Here is a 20,764-nt window from a genome sequence, read left to right as displayed (position 1 = left end):
GTGCAGTTCAAGGATGAAGGGTATATTAAAAAACGCAGCTAGTTAGCTGCGTTTTTTGTTTTAAGTTTTGGAAAACAATACTTAACGCTTTTCTAATAACGGTTTTAAGAATCTCGCAGTGTGTGATCCTTCTACTTCAGCCACTTGTTCTGGTGTGCCTTGGGCGATAATTTGTCCACCACCAGAGCCGCCTTCCGGCCCAAGATCCACTATCCAATCAGCTGTTTTAACTACATCTAAATTATGTTCAATCACTACCACAGTGTTACCGTGATCTCTGAGACGATGTAATACTTCAAGTAATTGTTTAATGTCGTGAAAATGTAACCCTGTTGTAGGTTCATCCAAAATATACAAGGTTTGACCTGTGTCTCGTTTAGACAATTCTTTAGCTAATTTTACTCGCTGGGCTTCACCACCCGACAAGGTAGTAGCGGCCTGACCTAAACGTACATATGATAATCCCACGTCCATCAAGGTTTGTAATTTACGGGCAATAGCTGGGATCACATCAAAAAATGGACGGGCTTCTTCAACCGTCATTTCTAGAACTTGATGAATGTTTAATCCCTTGTATTGGATTTCTAAAGTTTCACGGTTATATCGTTTGCCTTTACACACATCACAAGGCACGTACACATCAGGTAAGAAGTGCATTTCAACTTTTATTACACCGTCACCTTGGCAAGCTTCACATCGTCCACCTTTCACATTGAAACTAAAGCGCCCAGGTTTATAACCGCGCGAGCGAGCTTCTTGAGTGCCAGCAAATAACTCCCTTACTGGTGTAAATATTCCAGCATAAGTAGCGGGATTAGAACGAGGGGTACGGCCAATCGGACTTTGGTCAATATCCACCACCTTGTCCATAAATTCCAAACCCGTAATACTCTTGTATGGAGCGGCTTCGCCAGTTGTCGCACCATTTAATGCATGGTGAGCTAATTTATAAAAAGTATCGTTAATTAAAGTGGATTTACCCGAACCTGAAACCCCTGTGACACAAGTCATTAATCCTATTGGCGCACGGAAAGTGACGTCTTGAAGGTTATTTCCAGAGGCACCAGTTATTTCAATCCATTTTTCTTGGTCAATCTCTGTACGTTTAGCAGGTATTTCAATTTTTTCACGACCTGAAAGGTACTTTCCTGTTAGTGAATGTTCACTGTTCTTAATATCTTCAATGGTACCTTGGGCAACCACTTCTCCGCCATGTACCCCAGCACCTGGGCCAATATCTAATACAAAATCAGCTGCTCTAATTGCATCTTCATCATGCTCAACTACGAGTACAGTATTACCTAAATCACGTAAATGGATCAGTGTTTTAAGTAATCGTTCGTTATCTCTTTGATGCAGTCCTATTGATGGTTCATCTAACACATACATTACACCCACTAAGCCTGCACCTATTTGGCTGGCGAGTCGAATACGCTGAGCTTCACCGCCCGACAAGGTGTCTGCACTTCTTGATAAAGATAAATAATTAAGCCCTACGTTTACCAAAAAGCTTAGACGGTCGTTAATTTCTTTAAATATCTTTTCAGCAATTTTTTCCCGTTTACCGGTTAAATTAACACTTTTGAAAAAGTCTAATGCTTCAGCAATCGACATGTCTGTGATCACATGTAAAGGCGTTTCACCGACAAATACGTTTCTGGCTTCTAATCTTAAACGAGTGCCTGAACAACTTGAGCAATGTTGCTGGCTTAAATATTTAGCCAACTCTTCACGTACCGCATTTGACTCAGTTTCTTTGTAGCGACGCTCCATATTAGGAATAATCCCTTCGAAAGGGTGTTTACGCTCCATAATGTCGCCGCGATCATTGATGTACTTGAAATTTAAAGACTTTCCTTTACTGCCATTTAGCACTAAATCTTTAGCTTCATCAGTTAACTCAGAATACGGTTTAGTTAAGTCAAAACCGTAGTGATCAGCTACCGCCTGTAACATCTGGAAATAATAATAACTACGTTTGTCCCATCCACGAATGGCTCCACCAGATAGACTTAACTCATCATTAGTGATAACGCGGTGTGGGTCAAAAAACTGCCTTGTACCTAAACCATCACAACTTTGGCAGGCTCCAGCAGGGTTGTTAAATGAAAACAGTCTAGGTTCTAATTCAGCCATGCTGTAACCACAATGTGGGCAAGCAAAATTGGAAGAAAACACTAATTCTTCTTTTTCTGGTTCATCCATAAAGGCTACTTTTGCCGTACCGCCAGATAAATTAAGTGCAGTTTCAAAAGACTCTGCCAAACGTAATTTTAAATCTTCACGGACTTTAAAGCGGTCAACCACTACTTCGATAGTGTGTTTTTTATGTAAATCTAAGTCAGGAGGATCCGACAAGTCGCACACATTGCCATCAATTCGCGCACGAATAAAACCCTGTGCCGATAGGTTTTCCAACGTTTTAAGGTGTTCACCTTTACGATCTTGAACCACTGGGCCTAACAACATTAATTTGCAATCAGCAGGCATAGCTAAAACACGATCCACCATTTGACTAATTGTTTGTGCATCTAACGGCACATTATGCTCAGGACAACGAGGTTCACCTACTCGGGCATACAATAAACGTAAATAATCGTATATTTCGGTAATAGTGCCCACAGTTGAACGAGGGTTATGAGAAGTGGATTTTTGCTCTATTGAAATAGCCGGAGACAAACCTTCAATGTGATCCACATCAGGCTTTTCCATCATAGACAAAAACTGGCGAGCGTAAGCCGATAAAGACTCCACATAACGTCTTTGTCCTTCAGCATACAAGGTATCAAAAGCTAAGGAAGATTTGCCTGATCCAGAAAGGCCGGTGATAACTGTCAGTTTATCTCTGGGAATGTCTAGATTGATGTTCTTAAGATTATGGGTGCGAGCACCACGTACTTCAATTTTGTCCATTGGTGATTCTGTATCAGCGCAAAAGAAGAAGTATTACACACTCTGAATGTTAGCTCTATGCCCGGTGTGATTATCTTTTAAATTCTTCAAAAAAAGTAAAATGCTTACTGATTAATATTCCTGAAAAATAGAAATTATGCTAAGGTTCTCGGCCATTTTTATCTTTGTTATTTAATCACTAAACGTAAACTGAATTAACCTTGAATTCTACTGAACTTCGCACTTCTTTTTCTCTCGCATTTATCTATGTTTTGCGAATGTTAGGCTTGTTTATGATCATGCCTGTACTAGCTGTCAGTGCTCAACATTACCCTGATTATTCGGCTTTTTTGGTTGGCTTAGCCATAGGCGGATATGGACTCACTCAAGCAATGTTACAAATTCCTATGGGAATATTGTCAGATAAAATAGGTCGCAAGCCGGTTATTGCATTTGGCTTACTTATATTTGCAATAGGCAGTTTAGTTGCAGCTTTTGCAGACACTATGTTATGGATTGTAATTGGCCGTTTTTTGCAAGGTGCAGGTGCCATTGCAGGAGCCATTATGGCTTTGGCAGGAGACTTAAGTCGTGAAAGTCAAAGACCTAAAGTGATGGCTATTATCGGCATTTCTATTGGTTTTTCATTCTATCTAGCTTTATTGCTTGGGCCGTTAGTAGTGACAAATTATGGGCTAAGTGGCATTTTCTTTGCCACAGGTGCACTGGCTTTAGTGTGTATTTTGTTAGTGTTGTTTGTAGTCCCGAGTGCACAAAATATAGCGCCTAAAGGTGACACGTTACCGATTTTGCAAGATCTCAAAATTCTATTCTCTGAATCTAATTTATTACGCTTAAACATCAGTGTGTTACTTCTACATATGTTAATCACTCTCTTGTTTGTACAAATCCCTATCTTTTTAATAGATTTAAGTTGGCCAATGGAAGTCCACTGGAAAGCCTATTCAATCGTTTTATTTGCTTCAATTGTTGGTTTAGTTGCACTTATGGGTTTAGCCAGAAAGCGCCAAAAATTAGTGGTGTTAATTAGTGTAGCTGGCTTGGCTTTGGTCTTTGCTTTAATGGCAAGTGGGCATAACTCCATTATATATTTATTGATATTAGTTAGTTTCTTTTTTACTTGTTTCAACTACTTAGAAGCTAATTTCCCCGCTATGGTGTCAAGTATTGCTCCTGCCGGTAAAAAAGGTTCGGCCATGGGTATTTATGCCAGCTTTCAATTTTTCGGCGCATTTATTGGCGGTGTATTATCCGGCACAATTAGCGAATTTTTAGGCAGTGACTGGGTATTTGTATTGGCTAGCTTGGTATGTATTATCTGGCTGCCAATAATCCAAGGATTATCTGCGACGGCAAAGCTAAAAAGATATACACTTAACACAAATCATCAAACACCCGATTCAGCATACTTGCAGCTTTCCGAATTAGCCGGTGTAAAAGATATTACTGTTGTTCCAAACGAACAGGTTATTTATTTAAAAGCAGATGCAAAACACTTCGACATCCACAACGCTCGACGTGTGCTGAATATACAAGAATAGAGAGGAAATATAATGGCGAGTAAAGGTATAAATAAAGTAATTTTGGTTGGTAATTTAGGAAAAGATCCTGAAGTACGTTACACGCCAAATGGTAAAGCTGTCGCTAATTTGACTTTGGCTACCTCTGAAAGCTGGAAAGATCAAAGCGGACAAATTCAAGAAAAAACTGAATGGCACCGAGTTTCTATTTTCGGAAAATTAGCCGAAATTGCGGGCGAATACTTACGTAAAGGCAGTCAAGTTTATATCGAAGGTAAGATGCAAACCCGTAAATGGCAAGATCAACAAGGTCAAGATAGATATACCACAGAAGTGGTTTTAGACCCGTTTAATGGTGTGATGCAAATGTTAGGCGGCAAAGGTGGTCAATCGGAAGGTGGCTTCCAAGGACAACAACGTCCAGCGCAATCCGCACCACAACAAAATCATGGCTATCAACAAGCACCTCCACAAAACCAAGGTTATCAACAACAACCGCCAGCTTCACAGCAGAATAAAGGCTTTAATCAAGCACCTAAGGGTCAGCAACCAGGTAAACCTGCTCCTATGGCAGAACCTGATTTTGATTTTGATGACGACATTCCGTTCTAGACAAAGACAAAATATTAAGTGTTGAAAAATAACTTTGAAAGCCGCTATTTAGCGGCTTTTTTGTATGTGTAGCTTCTATCACCTTGTTACACCAAGGGCATTAAAGGCTAGTAGAAAGGTATTTTTTGAAGTAACAATGTATGAACCCAGTCATAACCAATGCTGTAAAAATGACCTATTGTTTGAATCTCTAACCACAGGAGCAAAAACATGAAATTAGTCACAGTAGGTTTAATCAGCTTAGCAATATTTTCTACAGGCACTTTTGCTAAATCACAACTGCCAGTATCTGCACACAACTGTAAGATAGTGAAAACAAAACTAGACGGTATGTTAGAAAGAGAAAGAGTTGGCTCATCTACTCCAGCACATGCCAAACGTCTTAGATCTAATATCGAAATGTTTGAAGAACTTAAGAATGGCTGCAAACAAAAAGGTTTGCCCCTTAATTAACCCGATTAAAATATTCCCACAGAACTATTAATTAATACTCTGCGACATAAGCTAGTCACTAGCCGCATTTCAAATTATTGATAAGCGGCTTGCTTCTTCCCCCATACAAAGTCGCTCACAAACCCCATACCCAATGCCATTACATTATGCTGTAACCTAGTTCCATGAGCTCTACCTAAACTCACAATAATACCAAGCTAATTGCATAACAATTTCATTATAACGATAACCTGATATACCATGTATTGAGTTTTTGTCACTAGGGACTGTTGATCTTTGGTGAATGTTCCTAAAATTCAAGGAAAGATGTATGCTGAATAAGCACCAAAGAATAAGCGTAATCACAGTATTTTTATCAGTTATGATTGTTGCTTGCTGGAGCGGATGTACGCCACAACCTTCGAATATAGCTCCAACTGCCAATGCAGGTAGCGACCAAAGGGTAAAGGAGCAATCCAGTGCAACATTATCAGGGTTAGGCACCGACTCAGATGGTTCGATTTCTAGCTATAGCTGGACACAAACATCGGGTACTTCAGTTACTATAGAAAATGCAACTTCAGCAAGGGCTACATTTGTTGCACCTGACCTAACTGCAGATGAAATACTGACTTTCCAACTGACAGTAACAGATAATAACAATGCAACAGCCACTGATACTGTAGATATTGCAGTTCAGAATATAAACCAATCTCCCACTGCGAATGCAGGTAGCAACCAAGCAGTAAATGAGCAAGCCAATGTAATATTATCAGGTTCAGGCACCGACGCTGATGGTGCCATTTCTAGCTATAGCTGGACACAAACATCGGGGACTTCAGTTATTTTAATAGATACTACTTTAGCAAGGGCGACATTTATTGCACCTGACATAACTAAAGATGAAACACTGACATTTCAACTAACAGTGACAGATAATGACAATGCAACAGCCACTGATACTGTAGATATTAGGGTTCAGAATCTTAACCAACCTCCCACAGCCAATGCAGGTAACAACCAAGCGGTAAAGGAGCAAACCAGAGTCACATTATCAGGCTTAGGCACCGACTCAGATGGTTCCATTTCTAGCTATAGATGGAACCAAATATCGGGTACTTCAGTGACTGTAAAAGACGCTAATTCAGCAAGGGCTACATTTGTTGCACCTGCCATAACTAAAGATGAAACACTGACATTCCAACTGACAGTGACAGATAATGACAATGCAACAGCCACTGATACTGTAAATATTGCTGTTCAGAATATAAATCAACCTACCACTACCAAAAGCACAATTGCAAAACCACGACTGCCAGTTTCCGCCCACAACTGTAAAATCGTTAAATCAAAACTCGACGGTATGTTAGAAAGAGAAAGAGTAGGCTCATCGACTCCCGCACATGCCAAACGCTTGAGGTTTAACATCGAAATGTTTGAAGAGCTTAAACAAGGCTGTTTACAAAAAGGTTTAGCCGTTAACTAACCTCTCCTTGGTTCATCTACTGATGATTAGCAATATATCCTTCTAACGGAGTGTTATACCAATTACAGTAAATAATTGGTATTAATTTAAAACTCCGTAGCAGAAACAAAACTACAATCGCCCTAGGGTGTTTTTTAATACTGCGTGTATTGGTTCAATAATGAAACCAACTTATGTCTACTCAGCAAAAATACTATCCAAAAATTTGGCTTCTTGATGTGCAGAGAATAGTCTATTGCTAAATTTTTCCCAACCGTGTCCTTCATCTAAAAAACGAATAAACTCGGCTCTCACACCATTTTTTCTTAGTGTTTTAACCATAGTTTCTGTTTCTAATATATCGACCCTTGGATCTTTCACACCGTGAGAATACAAAACGGGTACAGTAATGTTATTTGCCTGTGTTATTGGTGAGTTTTTGGAATAATAATCAAGCCACTTAGGATCGCTAATATCACCATATTCAATCCTATCCGTTGCTTTTAAAGCAGGAGAGGCTATTTTAAGTGCTGTCACCCAATCGGAGACGCCATAACGTGAGATACCTGCAATGAAATGTCCTGGAAAATTGGCCAATGCAGCATTAACCGCATAACCGCCATAAGAGCCACCTGATACCACTGCCCTATCAGTATCAACTCGACCTTCTTGTTTTAAATACTCAAGCATATCGATCAAATCACGAATGCTATTCAGTCGATTTTTTTTGTCATCCAAAGTGACATATTTATGCCCAAAACCCGTTGAACCACGTACATTCGGAAAAAAAACGGCAATTCCACGGCCAACTAGATATTGAGCATATGGACTAAACACTGGTTTTGATTGCCCGGTTGGCCCACCATGTACCGAAAAGACTACCGCAGGTTTAGTGGCTGTTTTTATAGATTTATGAGGTAAATATAAAAGCCCTTGCAGCACAACACCGTCTCGAGCGGTAATATTAATGCTTTCAGGTTTTACTAATTTGTCAGTTTTTAAGCCTGCCATATTAGTTTGCATTATTGATGTTTCTTGCTTGGTGTCTAAATCAATGAGTAGAATTTCCCCTGGATTTTTCCAACCGTTTATTGATAGAACGACCTTGTTATTATGTTTATTGCACGATGCACTAATAACTCCCTCTACATTGTTGGCAAGAGCAGTTTTGACTCCACTCTTATTGTTCAACATGTATAACTCGCTATAACCGCCTTTATTCACACTCCACAATAAATACTTGTCGTTATCGCCGCACAGCCTGACTTGTTCAATATCTCCGCTTGCCGTTTCTAATTCATTAAAGCCGTCGTTTAGGCTGTAATAGCGAAGTGACGAATAATTTGAATCAAGGTTGGAAGATAAATAAAACCCTTCACTATTATTTGTCCACTTTATGCCTTCTCTAGCATGTGCCGCACGCCGAGTAGGAATAGATATAGGGCGCAGCTTGTCAGTTCCTATAGTAAACAAATAAAGATTGTCGGAGTCTTCACCAACCCTTTCAATTACAACAAGATGTTTACCGTCCGGTGATACTGAGCTAGCGTAAAGGCCCATTTTTCCTTTAAGCGCCAGTCTACTTGTACTATCAGTCAGATTAGCCAAATAGATATCAAAATCTATTTTATTTCTTTCAGTAGAGGAGTATACAATCGTATTGTCATCCACAAAGTCTCCAAACCTTCTAAAGCCACCTACTGCGGAAGATAAAACTAGCCTTTCATTCTGTCCATCGGCACTAATAGTGTAATAAGCTTCTTGCTCGTCACCATTATTATCTGCGCCGTAAAGCAACTTATTTTGATTTTTGACCCAGCGATAAAAAGTCACGCCATTTCCAAACGTAAGTTGTTTGGGTTGACCACCAATACTTGGAATAATCCACAATTGTTTTTCCCCAGTAATAGACCAAGTAAATGCAATCCATTTACCATCAAAAGATAATGATGCTGACTTAGTAGCTTGATTATCAACAACATAATATCTTGAAATATCGGCTGGATATTCACCTGCCAAACTTATGGGTATCGGACGACCACTAGGTTCAACTGCTTGCAAACTTTGGTCATAGCCAGATTGTCCTCCGGCTAAAGACTCTTGAAGAGCATTGGCATTTGGCAGGTAACATAAAACAAAAATTAACAATAGAAAGTAACAGGCATTAATAATTTTCACTGGACGTCCTTGATTGGAATTTTGTTTAATGACATTAGCTTAGTTAAATTAGGTTCGCTATTAATAAAACCAATTACCTAAGGGTTTGTGCAAAACCCATTAACTTATGCCATTCTGGGTAATACCATTCCACGTTAATAAGTGATTACCTAACTATTTACCTAGAATGATATTATCGGGGTTCCAGAAAAAGTTGAAATTCGATTTAAGGTAATTTTAATTATTGCAGCTTTAAAACAAATGCGGTAGATGTGGCAAACTTTCCGCCCATCAAAGCTAAAAAAAGATAGGTAGGTTTGCCATTTTGCATAAGTACTTGTGGGCGTTCCATGCGCTGAATTGTGGTCTCGTTAGTGAAATCCACGTTGGTTCTGTAACCTAACTGCGGGGCTGACCAGTTAATGCCGTCGTCAGAATCTAACATCAAACCTACATGAGGGTGGATCACCCCCATATCACGCATGATCATATAAAACTTGTCTTGCTCAATAAAAACGTAAGCATCTTCTACCTGTTTTTTATATTGAGCAAAGTTAACCAAAGGGTTTTTAGGGTGTTTGATGTAAGGCCCTTTAATGTCTTTGGCTATGGCCACACCCATTTTGCGCATGTTGTCGTTGTATTTATCCCATGCTTTGTAATACAACCAAAATTCTCCGTTTGGATGTTGCAGTAATGCTGGGTTGGTAGTGAGGTAACTATCCCAATCCTGTTTGTTAGGACTTACTTCCAAAATAGGATCTTCTGATACTCGTTTAAATGGGCCATTTAAACTATCAGATAAAGCTAATCCAATTCTTTGAGTTGACGCATGATGACCATCATATTTACTGGCATTAGCTAGATTATTACCGATAAAAAATAAAGCATATTTGTCACCTACTTTTTGAATAGTGGGATTATGAATGGTGTCAGCATCCCAATGTCCTTCACCTCTACCACTTAATACTGGGCCTAGAACCGTGTATGGCCCTTCAGGTGTGTCAGCCACAGCATGGGCAATTTCGCTATGACTTAACCAGCGGCTATGTGTACCACGCCAGCGAGAGTAAAACACATGGATTTTACCGTCTTCGCCCATTATGGGAGAAGCGCCCCATACGTTCCAGTTTTCTTGTTCTAGAATTCGTTTACCTGAGTTTAATTTTTTACTGAAGTCAGATTCAGTGACTGGGTAAGGTAAGCCGAGTTCAGCTAAGTCTTGTGGAAAAGTATGAGACCTATCGGCTGCAAATAATTGAATTTGAAAACCCAATACTAAAATTGTAACTAGCATGCGTTTCATTTTTTATCTCCAAAAAATTGCTCTAGCACAGGGTCATCAGTGGCCAACATTTTTTTGAAAATGATATCGTCAAAAGCATTAATTTTTTGCTGTAATTTAGGATTGGTGGTGGCAATTAAATTTTGAGTTTCACCCGGGTCTTTTTGTAAATCATAAAACTCATCTCGCCCTTTATTTTTGAAGTCTTTAACTAACTTAAATTGACCGTCACTATACATTCTCATCTGGGTGATTGATTGGTGGAGAGTTGAATAGGCAGCATAATAATCTGTGGAAACCAGTAACTGCTCATCTTGTAAGGCTGAGATAAAACTTTTACCTCGAATAGTACTCTGTGCTGCGGTTTTACCTTTGGCTATTTCCACTATAGTGGGGAACCAATCTAGATTAGATACAGAAGACATATTTCGAGTGTTGGCTTTCACCACACTTGGCCAACGTACAATAGTAGGGACTTTTAAACTGTTATCATACATATTAGGCCGGTCACCAGCGGGGATGTTTTTAGTGCCTTTAGGGTTTTTATTCAGGATCCAATGACCATTTCCCTTATGCCAAATACCATTATGGCCCATGTTGTAGCCATGATCAGAAGTGAATACCACTAAAGTATTTTCTGCTAATCCCAATTTATCTAACTCAGCTAAGAGTGTACCCACATTTCTATCAATACTACGCACACTAGATAAATACTCAGCCATAGATTTTTTGGCTTTTTTAACGTTTAAGTCAGGGTAATTGGGATGAGGTAAAACCATATCCATATTTTTGTAAGGCGCTTCATCTTCTGGCGCCACGGGTAACCATTTAGTGTGTGGAGCCCGATAATGTAAAGACAAGGCAAATTTTTTCTGATGATTACGCTGAATAAAACCAATCGCTTCTTGGGTTAATACATCTGAAGTGAGCCCTTTAAAAGTACTGACTACACCGTCTTTTTCAATTTTGGGATGAATAGGAGAATTACCGCCAGATCTAAAACCAGTAAACTCATGATAACCCTGTTTAGTGGGATGATATTTGTCTAATTCGCCTAAATGCCATTTACCTATTAAACCAGTGTAATAACCAGCATCTTGCAGTATGTCGGGCCAAGTTTGTAAAGACGTATCTAAGCCAAGTTCAGGCTCTAAATGAGTCAGAGATTTGTAATGTGTATTAATCCAGTCATCTATGCCTAATTCATATCCATAGCGAGATGTCATTAACCCTGCCCTTGAAGGACTGCACACAGGCGTAGTGGTATAGGCATTGGGGAATGACATACCTTGCGAAGCAAATTTGTCTAAGTTAGGTGTAATCGCCTGTTTGTTACCAGAGCTACCAATCGCCCAAGGCGCTTGATCATCGGTATAAATAAATAAGATATTAGGCGCTTCTGGTTCGACTTTTTCATGGCTAGCTGTATTTTTATTCTGAATAGAACAAGCAGGTAATAGAACCGAGAAAAAGACAATAAAGCTAGAAATGACTAAATTGGAATGATGTTTATTATTAAAATTTTTCACTTTGATATTGGGTCCATATGGCGAAACATTTAACGAGTTATTAAACGAAATGACCTTTGCAAATAAATGCCATACGTTCACATATTTTACTCTTACCTTAACTATTGTCGGCAATACCCAATTTGTATCAAACAACTACATATTTAAAAGTATAAATTTACATATAAACAAGAATCTTAAGCGTTATTAAAAAACTAAAATAGAGTCATTTATTTCACTATTAATATTTAAATCAGCGTAGATCTTCTGTTGCCATTTTTGTGCAATACCTTCTACAACTCCGTTCGATTTTATTTTAATAAAAGCCTTTCTCCATTTATTTAAAAGCTTTTTAGAAGTATTTTTCTTAGACATCGCGATATAAACTTCTGATTTATTGATAACATAAAGGCTTTTGAATAAATTTGTGTCAATTCCCAGTGATTGGCACAAATAAGCCAATCCTTGTTGTTCATATAAAATTACCGGCACTCTGTTTTTAAGTAACCCTTTAACATTGTGTGCATGTTCAGTGACAGAATATAAATTTAGAAATTTTCGGTTAATTAACCACTCCTCTCTAATATCACCTCTTACGACGCCAACAGAAGGAAGCTCCCTTAAATCAGCTAAACTATTAATTTTCAAATCTGAATTATTAAGAGCAAACACACTCCAATTTTTTTCTAATACTAAACCAACCCAATGATAATTTTTTTCTCTAAACGGGGTACGAGAAAAACTGAACAACACAACATTCGGGTGATTTAAACCTATATTTAATGCTCTTGCCTCTGGCACAAACTCTACTCTAGCGGAAGATTGTACTTCAGCTTTTAATGCCTCTATGATTTCAGTCACATAACCATCTGCTTTCCCTTGAGAATTAATAAAACTTGCAGGGGGTTCGTTGACAGTTATGATTCTAAGTTTAGAGGCAAAGGATGAATTACATATTAGGCAAAGTAAAAAAAATAGTTTATTCACAGCACTGTCTCAGCAAAGCTTTAATTATTAGTATACAACTATTTAAATAACTTACACTTTTATGAAACCCGCAGTTACAACACTCCATAGGCCTGCTCTTTAAACTAAGCTTGCAATTTTGAATTACCTTAAGAACGTTCCACCCAGCTGGCAACTTTATAAACATCCAGCGTTTTTTGTAATGTTTGCCTAGAGTCTTGAATGGCACTAGACAGCATTATACTCTCGGCAACAGATTCAATATTGGCCGCAAAATCTTCAACCACCAGACCTATTTTGGCTAGGCATACCTGCTGCTGATCGATTGCCTGTTGTAGCTTAACCCCAATGGCGTGGCGGGTCTTCACTCTATTTTTATCGATTAAATCTGCGCAATATGTTTGACCGGCATGAATCAAATCAGCTTTGATTATGGTGCTAGGAATATTGTCAAATACTTCAGTACAACGCTTGGCTAAAAAACGACTTGTGTCATCCCAAAACATACCAGGGCTATTTATATAGGCCTGTATTTCCGTATCTTTTTCTAATAAAAAATTTTCAATAAACGCTCTAAACAAATCTTCTTTAGACGAAAATTGTTTATGAATTGTGACCCTAGATACTTTGGAGTAACGACTAATCATTGCAATGCTTGATGCACTATAACCATGCTGGAAAAAACATTGCTTGGCTGTTTCAAATATTTTTTGCGTACTTTTTAACATTACAGCTACCTTTAAATTGAACTAGCAGTTTACTTAATTCTAGATAATCAATCAACACAGTTTACACTTTATGTAAATGTGTTAACATGCATTTTAATTTTTAGCATGGCTAATACTTTTTGGAGAGAAAAATGAAGCAGTGGATTTATCTAAGTCTGTTAATACTAGTGCAGAGTTGTTCAGAAGAGGCCGCCGTTGTTTCAGAAACATCACCAACCGTAGTGCAAACATTTACTGCCGTAACGCAGCAAAATAACCAAGCCTATGAGTTTCCGGCAGTAGTTTCAGCAGTTAAAAATGTTGAACTAAGGTTTGAAGTGGCAGGGCGTTTAATTGCCACCAACTTAGTAAAAGGTAAAAAAGTAGAAAAAGGCCAAGTACTAGCACAAATTGACCCAGCTCCATATGAACGTAAAGTAAAAGATAGAGAAGTTAGACACCAAGTAGCCACAAATGATCTAAAACGTATTCAAGCCTTATATAAAAAAGGAGGGGTGTCACACAGTGATTTTGACAATGCTAAGTCACTATTTGAGACCACACTTTTAGATTTAAACAACGCCAAACAAGATTTAAGCTACACTAAAATTAGTGCACCTTTTGATGGTTTTGTGTCAGACAGATACGTAGAAAACAACAGTTATGTGCAAGTAGGCTCCTCAATCGCCACTATCCAAGATCGCTCTACTTTATATTTTTCCTTTGATGTACCTGAAAGGATCATGACCTTAAATAGCGGCAATAAAGATGTAGAAGCGAGTGCCAGAGTTATAGGCTTAGAAGATCAAGTTTACAAAATTCACTATGTAGAACACGAAGCGATCCCAGACCCAATCACGCAAACTTACAATGTGACTTTTGCCATAGATAATGCTCAAGAAACAGCATTGATACCCGGTTCACGCGCCATGGTCACTATCCAAACCAACCTAAATCGCGGTCAATTAATCGCCATACCAGTGTCTGCTGTCATTGGTGATGCCGAGTCAGGGTTTGCGGTATGGGAATTTAACAATTCAGTTGTAAACAAACAAGCAGTACAAGTCGCTGGAATAGTCGATAACTACGCTTTGATAAGCAGTGGTTTAACAGCCGGTGAAAAAGTCGTTTCTGCTGGCACAACATATATGCGCGAAGGATTAGCTGTCAGAGAATATAAGGCAGAAAAATAATGGATATAGCACGTTATTCCCTGACTAAATCAGTCAATATTTGGCTGCTTGCTATTGTTTGTATTGTGGGTGGTTTACTTGCTTTAGACAAGATTGGACGTTTAGAAGATCCCGTATTTACTATCAAAGAGTCCATGATTATGACGTACTACCCAGGCGCGAGTGCTGAAAAGGTAGAAAAAGAACTGACTGAACAGATTGAAATTGCCTTGCAAAAAATGCCGCAACTCAAACGCCTTAAGTCCACCAGTAAACCTGGTGTGTCGCAAATTCGAGTTGAGGTGCTATCTCATTACAATACCGAAGAATTACCGCAAATATGGGATGAACTCAGAAAGAGACTTTCTGACTTAAGTTCATCGCTACCTATAGGTACCACTACGCCGGCGGTAATAGACGACTTCGGTGATGTGTATGGGCTGTATTATGCCTTAACTGCGCCGGATTTCAGTCCCTACCAAATTCGAGAGTTTTCGCGCATTATTAGACGAGAACTACTGACTATTGATGGCGTGGCCAAAGTAGATACCAATGGCATTTTAGAAGAAGAAATCGTCGCTACTTTTGATACATACCAAATTGCCGGCTTAGGTTTGTCCTTTCCAGATGTAACCCAATTATTAAGTAACAATTTACAACCATTTACCGGAGGACGTTTGTTAGTTGACGGTAAACAGGTGCGCATTTCTTTAGCTGACTCTTCAGATAGAATTGACGAAATAGGTAATTTATCTATTGTTTTGCCCGGTAATAATGCTTCGATAAAATTGAAAGACATTGCCGAAATCTCTATTCAGCCGGTTGAGATCCCACAAAGTTTAATGCGATTTAATGGTGAAGATGCGATTACGTTTGCAGTGTCTGCCAAGTTCGACGTGAATATTGTTGACGTGGGTAAAAAAGTAAACCAAAAAGTAGATGAACTTCTGGCTCGCTTTCCAGCCGGTATTGAAGTAGACCGTTTGTATGATCAGGCAGGCATAGTCGAAGAGGCCGTAGATGGCTTTATTCTCAACTTAGAAGTGTCGGTATTGGTGGTCACCTTAGCCTTATGTCTTTTTATGGGCTGGCGTTCAGGTGTGGTGGTCGGAGTGACACTGCTGATCACTGTATTGGGCACAGTACTTATTATGTGGCTGTACGATTTACGTTTACAACGTATTTCATTAGGAGCCATGGTCATTGCTATGGGCATGCTAGTAGACAATGCCATAGTGGTAGCCGAAGGCATTATGATGCGAATGGCCAAAGGTAAGTCGGCATTAGAGGCCGCAAGTTTTATCGTTAAACGCACACAATGGCCACTTTTAGGCGCCACTATCATAGGCATAATGGCATTCTCAGGCATAGGTTTGTCGAACGATGCTACCGGTGAGTTTTTGTTTTCGTTATTCGCTGTAGTACTTATTTCATTAATGTTGAGTTGGGTGTTTGCCGTGACTTTAACCCCGCTGTTAGGAAAGTATTTCTACAAAGTAGGCGAAAGTGAACAAAAAGAATCCGCACCGTCAGGCTTTAGCAAAGGTTACTTAGTTTTATTGACTCAAGCTTTACGTTTTCGCTGGATCAGCTTGGCAATATTAGTAGTGATTACCATCAGCGCTTACGCCAGTTTTGGCCTAATTAAACAAGGCTTTTTCCCACCTTCAAATGCACCTGTGTTTTTTGTTAACTACTGGAGCCCACAAGGTCGCGACATTCGTACCACCGAAGCTAATATGAAACTAGGTGAGCAGATCATTTTAGATCATGCCGGCGTGTCATCTGTAGCCAGTTTTGTAGGACGAGGCGCTGAGCGTTTTACCTTACTGTATGGACCAGAAATGCCTAACGAAAGTTATGGTTTATTTTTAGTTAGAGTAAAAGATGCAACAGAAATACCAGTAGTGGCGAGAGCTTTAGCTGAAAAATTAAAGGTAGTGGATACTGACGGCCGCTTTTATATGAAAGTCATGCAATTTGGACCATCCGCACCGGCTAAACTGCAAGCTAGATTTTCTGGTTCTGACCCTGAAGTGTTAAGAGATTTAGCTCAGCAAACCAAAAACATATACTTTGATGATCCATCTATTGGTAATGTGCGAGATGATTGGCGCGAAAAAGGCTTTATCATCACGCCTCAGTATGACGAAATTACCGCGGGTCTAGCCGGCGTTTCTCGCACCGATTTTTCAGAAGCAATACAATTCGCGACGAGTGGATTGCGAATTGGACAATTACAATTTGGAGATTACCTATATCCAATTATCGCTAAAAGCAGAGTTAAAACTGAACCCGATATCGATGACTTAAAAAACAGTGTCGTATGGAGTACTAGTCAGAGACGTTATATTCCGTTTCAACAGATTTCTAGTGATATTAAATACGAAAGCGAAGAGTTGCTGATCCAACGTAGAGACAGAGTCAGAACCATCACTATCTCTGCAGAGCCAGGTTTAAATGAAACTGCCGGGGCTGCTTTTAGTCGAGTCAGACAACAAATTGAAGATATCGAACTCCCCACTGGTTATTCATTAGAATTTGGTGGTGAATTTGAATCAGCTAACGACGCTCAAAAAGCCTTAGGGGCTGGGCTACCCTTGGGGTTTTTAGTCATGTTTTTAATTAGTGTATTGCTATTCGGTCGCGTGCGCCAACCTCTGATTATTTGGCTAATTGTGCCTATGGCAATAGTGGGCGTAGTAGCAGGTTTATTAACTGCGGATATGCCATTTGGCTTTATGTCTTTGTTGGGCTTCTTGAGTTTATTTGGCATGTTGATCAAAAATGCCATTGTTTTATTGGAAGAAATTGACTTACAAATCAACGAGGGAAAGCCGCCCCTACAAGGCTTGATTGAAGCCAGCGTAAGCCGTTTAAGGCCTGTAGCATTAGCGGCCATCACTACTATTTTAGGTGTGATGCCTCTAATATTTGACCCGTTTTTTGCCGATATGTCAGTCACTATTATGGGAGGCTTAGCCTTTGCCACCTTATTAACTCTAATCGCAGTACCAGTTTTTTATAGTATCTTTTTCAAGATCCGTTACGAGAAGACTTAACAGGTTTGCTAAACGAAGCCCCAGCACTGGCTGGGGTTTATTATTTCGGTAAATCTTTTTAAAGGGCTTGAGCCAAGTACAGCTCGCTATTGGTTAACTTAGCTATATGTTGCATATAATCTAAGGTTTGTGGTTTAAAGTTTAAACCTTTGACCATACTCAAATTACGTAAGGTGGGGAATAATAAAATGTCATCCATACCCAAATCAGCATTGATTGGTAATTCAGGTAGTTGAGCTAACACAGCATTCACTATGCCAATATGTTGAGCAGATTGCATGGTGGCTTGCTCAAAGGACATATCAATCATCTTCTCTTTTTTGCCTTCAAAATAATCGCGAGCTGATTGAGTCTCAAACTCTGGCAAGCCAATCAATATAGTTCTAGGGTATGTTAAAATTCGCATCGATGGTTTAATCTTCACAAATAATTGCTCAAATTTATCGCCATCTTCTAAAGCTGAGATAACTTTAGCCTTGTCACCTAATGCATCAAGCTTAGCCACTATATCTAAACTTTCTTTCATCGCTGTACCGTCATCAAATTGTAAAATTGGGCAGACTTTGGCACCAATTAAATCAAAACAACTCTGTTCGTCGTCGTTCAGTAAATAGACTTTTTCATGGGGTACATTTTTATAATTAGCCACCATATCTGCGCGAATACAGTATGGACAATGATGATATTGATATAGTTTCATATGGGTATTTACCTTAGTCGGATGTGCTTTAGTCTCTGGTGAGTACTTCTAAGAGTTCAATTTCAAAGTGTAAATCTGAATTGGCAGGGATCATATCACCGATTTTTCTTTCGCCATATGCAAGTGAGGCAGGTACCCAAATACGACGTTTACCACCGACTTTCATGCCTTGTAAACCTAAAATCCAACCTTGGATAACGCGCTTATTACTGAGTACCACTTGAAAAGCGGCGTTCTTTTTATAGGAAGAATCAAATTCAGTGCCGTCAGCTAAATAACCTCGATAATGAGCAGTGATTAAGGCACCGCGCTCAGCAGCTTTACCTGTTCCTTCAACTAAATCTTCGATTTTTAATTGGTCTTGCATAGTAGATTCTATTTATTCTCGTTTAAGAACGTATTGACGTGCTTTTTTTATTTACGCGAATTCATAATAGCCAAACTCTGTTCTGCCTTTTCCAATGCAGCAGTTCTTTTACTTAGAACATTTTCATTACCGAGTAACTGTACTATTTCCATACGTTCAAGCTTGGCTCTGGTTTTATCGGTCTTAACCACCAAAAACACTTGTTTATTATTTTCTATGGCTTCTTTAATCGTGTTTTCAATAGCTAGAGAAATGGTGTCATCAATGAGAGAGACATCAGTTAAGTCAATCACTATGATATTGTGTCTTTGAATTTTTTCGTGGATCCGCGATAAAGCCTTAGATACACCAAAAATAAGTGGACCACTTAAATAGACTAACAATATATTGCCCGCACCTTGATTTAGAATAGCTTGCTCTCTGTCGGTAAGCGGCACATTGTCATCCATATCACTAACGGCCTTAATTTTTGATTCTTGAGATTTACTGAGCTTTTCAATAATCAATATGTTGGCGATAAATACTCCAACTCCTACCGCCACAATTAAGTCAACAAAGACAGTGAGTAACATAACAGCGTACATAATGACTGTTGATTGCCAGGAGACCAAATGCGAACGTTTGATAAAACTCCAATCTAGAATGTTAAAACCTACCATAACTGTAATACCAGCCAATAATGCCAAAGGGATAACCTCTAATAGTGGTGCAGCTCCAAATATAGCTACCAATAAAATTCCCACTCGAGCTACTCCAGACAAGGCCGTTTTAGCACCCGCTTGGATATTCACTACTGTGCCCATAGTAGCTCCTGCACCAGGTAATCCACCAAAGAGACCAGAGGCCATATTACCTATACCTTGGCCAATTAGTTCTTTATCAGACTTGTGCTCAGTACGAGTTAAATTGTCTGCAATAACTGAAGTTAGCATTGAATCAATACAACCTAACATGCCCAATACCATGCCATCGAGTAACATGATAGTGACCTGTTCAGAGGTAAATGTGGGTAAAATTAAAGACGGTAAACCTATGTCTATTGTACCGATACGTTGAATATTACTATCACTGAGCAATAAAACTGACGCTAAGCCTACACATACCAAGGCAATTAACTGTGGGGGCAAGTGTTTTGTAATTCGCTTAGGGGTAAACACTAAAATGGCTAGTGTGACTAAACCCAAAATGACTTCTACATAGTTAATATTTGACAACAAACTAGGCAAGGCGCTTAAGGTTCCACTCACACCACCAGCGGGCGGACTTTGGCCTAAAAATGGAGCGATTTGAATGATAATTAAGATCAATCCAATACCAGACATAAAGCCAGAAATAACACTATAGGGCATGAGTGTTATATATTTGCCTAACTTAAGTATGCCGAATACAATTTGAAATAAACCAGCAATCATCACCACAGTAAATGCCATGGCCATGCCATTTTCGGGATTAGCAGCCATCATATTGACAATCACTGCTGACATAATGACAGTCATTGGGCCTGTGGGTTCAGAAATTAATGTCGCAGTGCCACCAAATAACGAGGCACACAGCCCAATAATAAGCGCTCCATAGATACCGGCTTCGGCTCCAGCACCTGAGGCAATACCAAAAGCTAGAGCAAGAGGTAAAGATACAATCGCTGCAGTTAGGCCACCAAAAACATCACCACCGATATTACTAAAATTAATATGATTTAAGGGAACTAACAAAACACAACTCTTCAATAAAAATACATAGGCGCTATTTTTCACGTACCTCAGGCAAAACGCAACTGTCTTTGAAATTTATCAGGGTTTTCTGTGAATTAATCTTAGAATATGAGAGCAGCATGCTGCGTAACCGCCACCTTTTACGAATAATTAGTTGGTTCAAAGTGGGTATGCAGCTTTAAATCG

General features: G+C 39.2%; 15 protein-coding genes. 6 read left to right on the top strand and 9 right to left on the bottom strand.

Annotated elements, in window-relative coordinates; all coding sequences use genetic code 11:
• Nucleotides 1–81: 81 nt before the first annotated feature.
• Nucleotides 82–2,913 (bottom strand): excinuclease ABC subunit UvrA, encoded by a 2,832-nt coding sequence (uvrA, locus tag L0668_RS04700; protein WP_235310925.1) that lies wholly within the window; start codon nt 2,911–2,913, stop codon nt 82–84.
• Between the two features lie 200 nt (nt 2,914–3,113).
• Here uvrA and L0668_RS04695 point away from each other — a divergent pair, with 200 nt between their 5' ends.
• The 4 genes from L0668_RS04695 to L0668_RS04680 all read left to right on the top strand — a co-directional run bounded on the left by L0668_RS04695 (nt 3,114) and on the right by L0668_RS04680 (nt 6,963).
• On the top strand, nt 3,114–4,454 hold the full coding sequence (locus L0668_RS04695; protein WP_235310924.1) for an MFS transporter: 1,341 nt from the start codon (nt 3,114–3,116) through the stop codon (nt 4,452–4,454).
• Nucleotides 4,455–4,466: 12 nt separating this feature from the next.
• Nucleotides 4,467–5,045 carry a single-stranded DNA-binding protein gene (ssb, locus tag L0668_RS04690; RefSeq protein WP_235310923.1) on the top strand — a complete coding sequence of 193 codons (579 nt, stop codon included), beginning with the start codon at nt 4,467–4,469 and terminating at the stop codon, nt 5,043–5,045.
• 210 nt (nt 5,046–5,255) lie between these two features.
• A complete protein-coding gene (locus L0668_RS04685) occupies nt 5,256–5,498 on the top strand; it encodes a hypothetical protein (RefSeq protein ID WP_235310922.1) in 243 nt (80 codons plus the stop codon).
• 310 nt (nt 5,499–5,808) lie between these two features.
• Nucleotides 5,809–6,963: a PKD domain-containing protein gene (locus L0668_RS04680; RefSeq protein WP_235310921.1), complete on the top strand. Its 1,155-nt coding sequence runs from the start codon at nt 5,809–5,811 to the stop codon at nt 6,961–6,963.
• Between the two features lie 177 nt (nt 6,964–7,140).
• Here L0668_RS04680 and L0668_RS20850 read toward each other — a convergent pair whose 3' ends face one another.
• From L0668_RS20850 to L0668_RS04655, 5 genes are all read right to left on the bottom strand, one after another.
• Nucleotides 7,141–9,120: a S9 family peptidase gene (locus L0668_RS20850; protein WP_235310920.1), complete on the bottom strand. Its 1,980-nt coding sequence runs from the start codon at nt 9,118–9,120 to the stop codon at nt 7,141–7,143.
• 220 nt (nt 9,121–9,340) lie between these two features.
• On the bottom strand, nt 9,341–10,405 hold the full coding sequence (locus tag L0668_RS04670) for a glycoside hydrolase family protein (protein ID WP_235310919.1): 1,065 nt from the start codon (nt 10,403–10,405) through the stop codon (nt 9,341–9,343).
• On the bottom strand, nt 10,402–11,913 hold the full coding sequence (locus L0668_RS04665; protein WP_235310918.1) for a sulfatase-like hydrolase/transferase: 1,512 nt from the start codon (nt 11,911–11,913) through the stop codon (nt 10,402–10,404). The genes L0668_RS04670 and L0668_RS04665 overlap by 4 nt, the downstream gene beginning before the upstream one ends.
• A gap of 186 nt (nt 11,914–12,099) precedes the next feature.
• Nucleotides 12,100–12,879, bottom strand: coding sequence for a substrate-binding periplasmic protein (locus tag L0668_RS04660; protein ID WP_235310917.1), 780 nt, complete (start codon nt 12,877–12,879; stop codon nt 12,100–12,102).
• Between the two features lie 128 nt (nt 12,880–13,007).
• Entirely contained in the window at nt 13,008–13,586 is a 579-nt protein-coding gene (locus L0668_RS04655) for a TetR/AcrR family transcriptional regulator (RefSeq protein ID WP_235310916.1), read from the bottom strand.
• Between the two features lie 131 nt (nt 13,587–13,717).
• Here L0668_RS04655 and L0668_RS04650 point away from each other — a divergent pair, with 131 nt between their 5' ends.
• Together L0668_RS04650 and L0668_RS04645 are read left to right on the top strand one after the other, a co-directional pair.
• The gene (locus L0668_RS04650; RefSeq protein WP_235310915.1) at nt 13,718–14,758 is read left to right on the top strand and encodes an efflux RND transporter periplasmic adaptor subunit; all 1,041 of its coding nucleotides are present in this window, start codon (nt 13,718–13,720) and stop codon (nt 14,756–14,758) included.
• Nucleotides 14,758–17,799, top strand: coding sequence for an efflux RND transporter permease subunit (locus L0668_RS04645; protein WP_235310914.1), 3,042 nt, complete (start codon nt 14,758–14,760; stop codon nt 17,797–17,799). The genes L0668_RS04650 and L0668_RS04645 overlap by 1 nt, the downstream gene beginning before the upstream one ends.
• 58 nt (nt 17,800–17,857) lie before the next feature.
• On the opposite strand, the gene grxB is transcribed toward L0668_RS04645, so the two are convergent.
• The 3 genes from grxB to L0668_RS04630 are packed head-to-tail and all read right to left on the bottom strand — an operon-like array spanning nt 17,858 to nt 20,578.
• Nucleotides 17,858–18,499: a glutaredoxin 2 gene (gene grxB / locus L0668_RS04640; RefSeq protein ID WP_235310913.1), complete on the bottom strand. Its 642-nt coding sequence runs from the start codon at nt 18,497–18,499 to the stop codon at nt 17,858–17,860.
• A gap of 28 nt (nt 18,500–18,527) precedes the next feature.
• Complete coding sequence (locus L0668_RS04635) at nt 18,528–18,866, bottom strand: FKBP-type peptidyl-prolyl cis-trans isomerase (protein ID WP_235310912.1); 339 nt, start codon at nt 18,864–18,866, stop codon at nt 18,528–18,530.
• 47 nt (nt 18,867–18,913) lie between these two features.
• The gene (locus L0668_RS04630) at nt 18,914–20,578 is read right to left on the bottom strand and encodes a SulP family inorganic anion transporter (protein ID WP_235310911.1); all 1,665 of its coding nucleotides are present in this window, start codon (nt 20,576–20,578) and stop codon (nt 18,914–18,916) included.
• Nucleotides 20,579–20,764: the final 186 nt, after the last annotated feature.

Source organism: Paraglaciecola algarum, assembly GCF_021532655.1.
In the GTDB taxonomy this organism is placed as follows: domain Bacteria; phylum Pseudomonadota; class Gammaproteobacteria; order Enterobacterales; family Alteromonadaceae; genus Paraglaciecola; species Paraglaciecola algarum.
The sequence above is the reverse complement of the archived record's forward strand: the minus strand, read 5'-3'. Positions and strand labels throughout refer to the sequence as shown.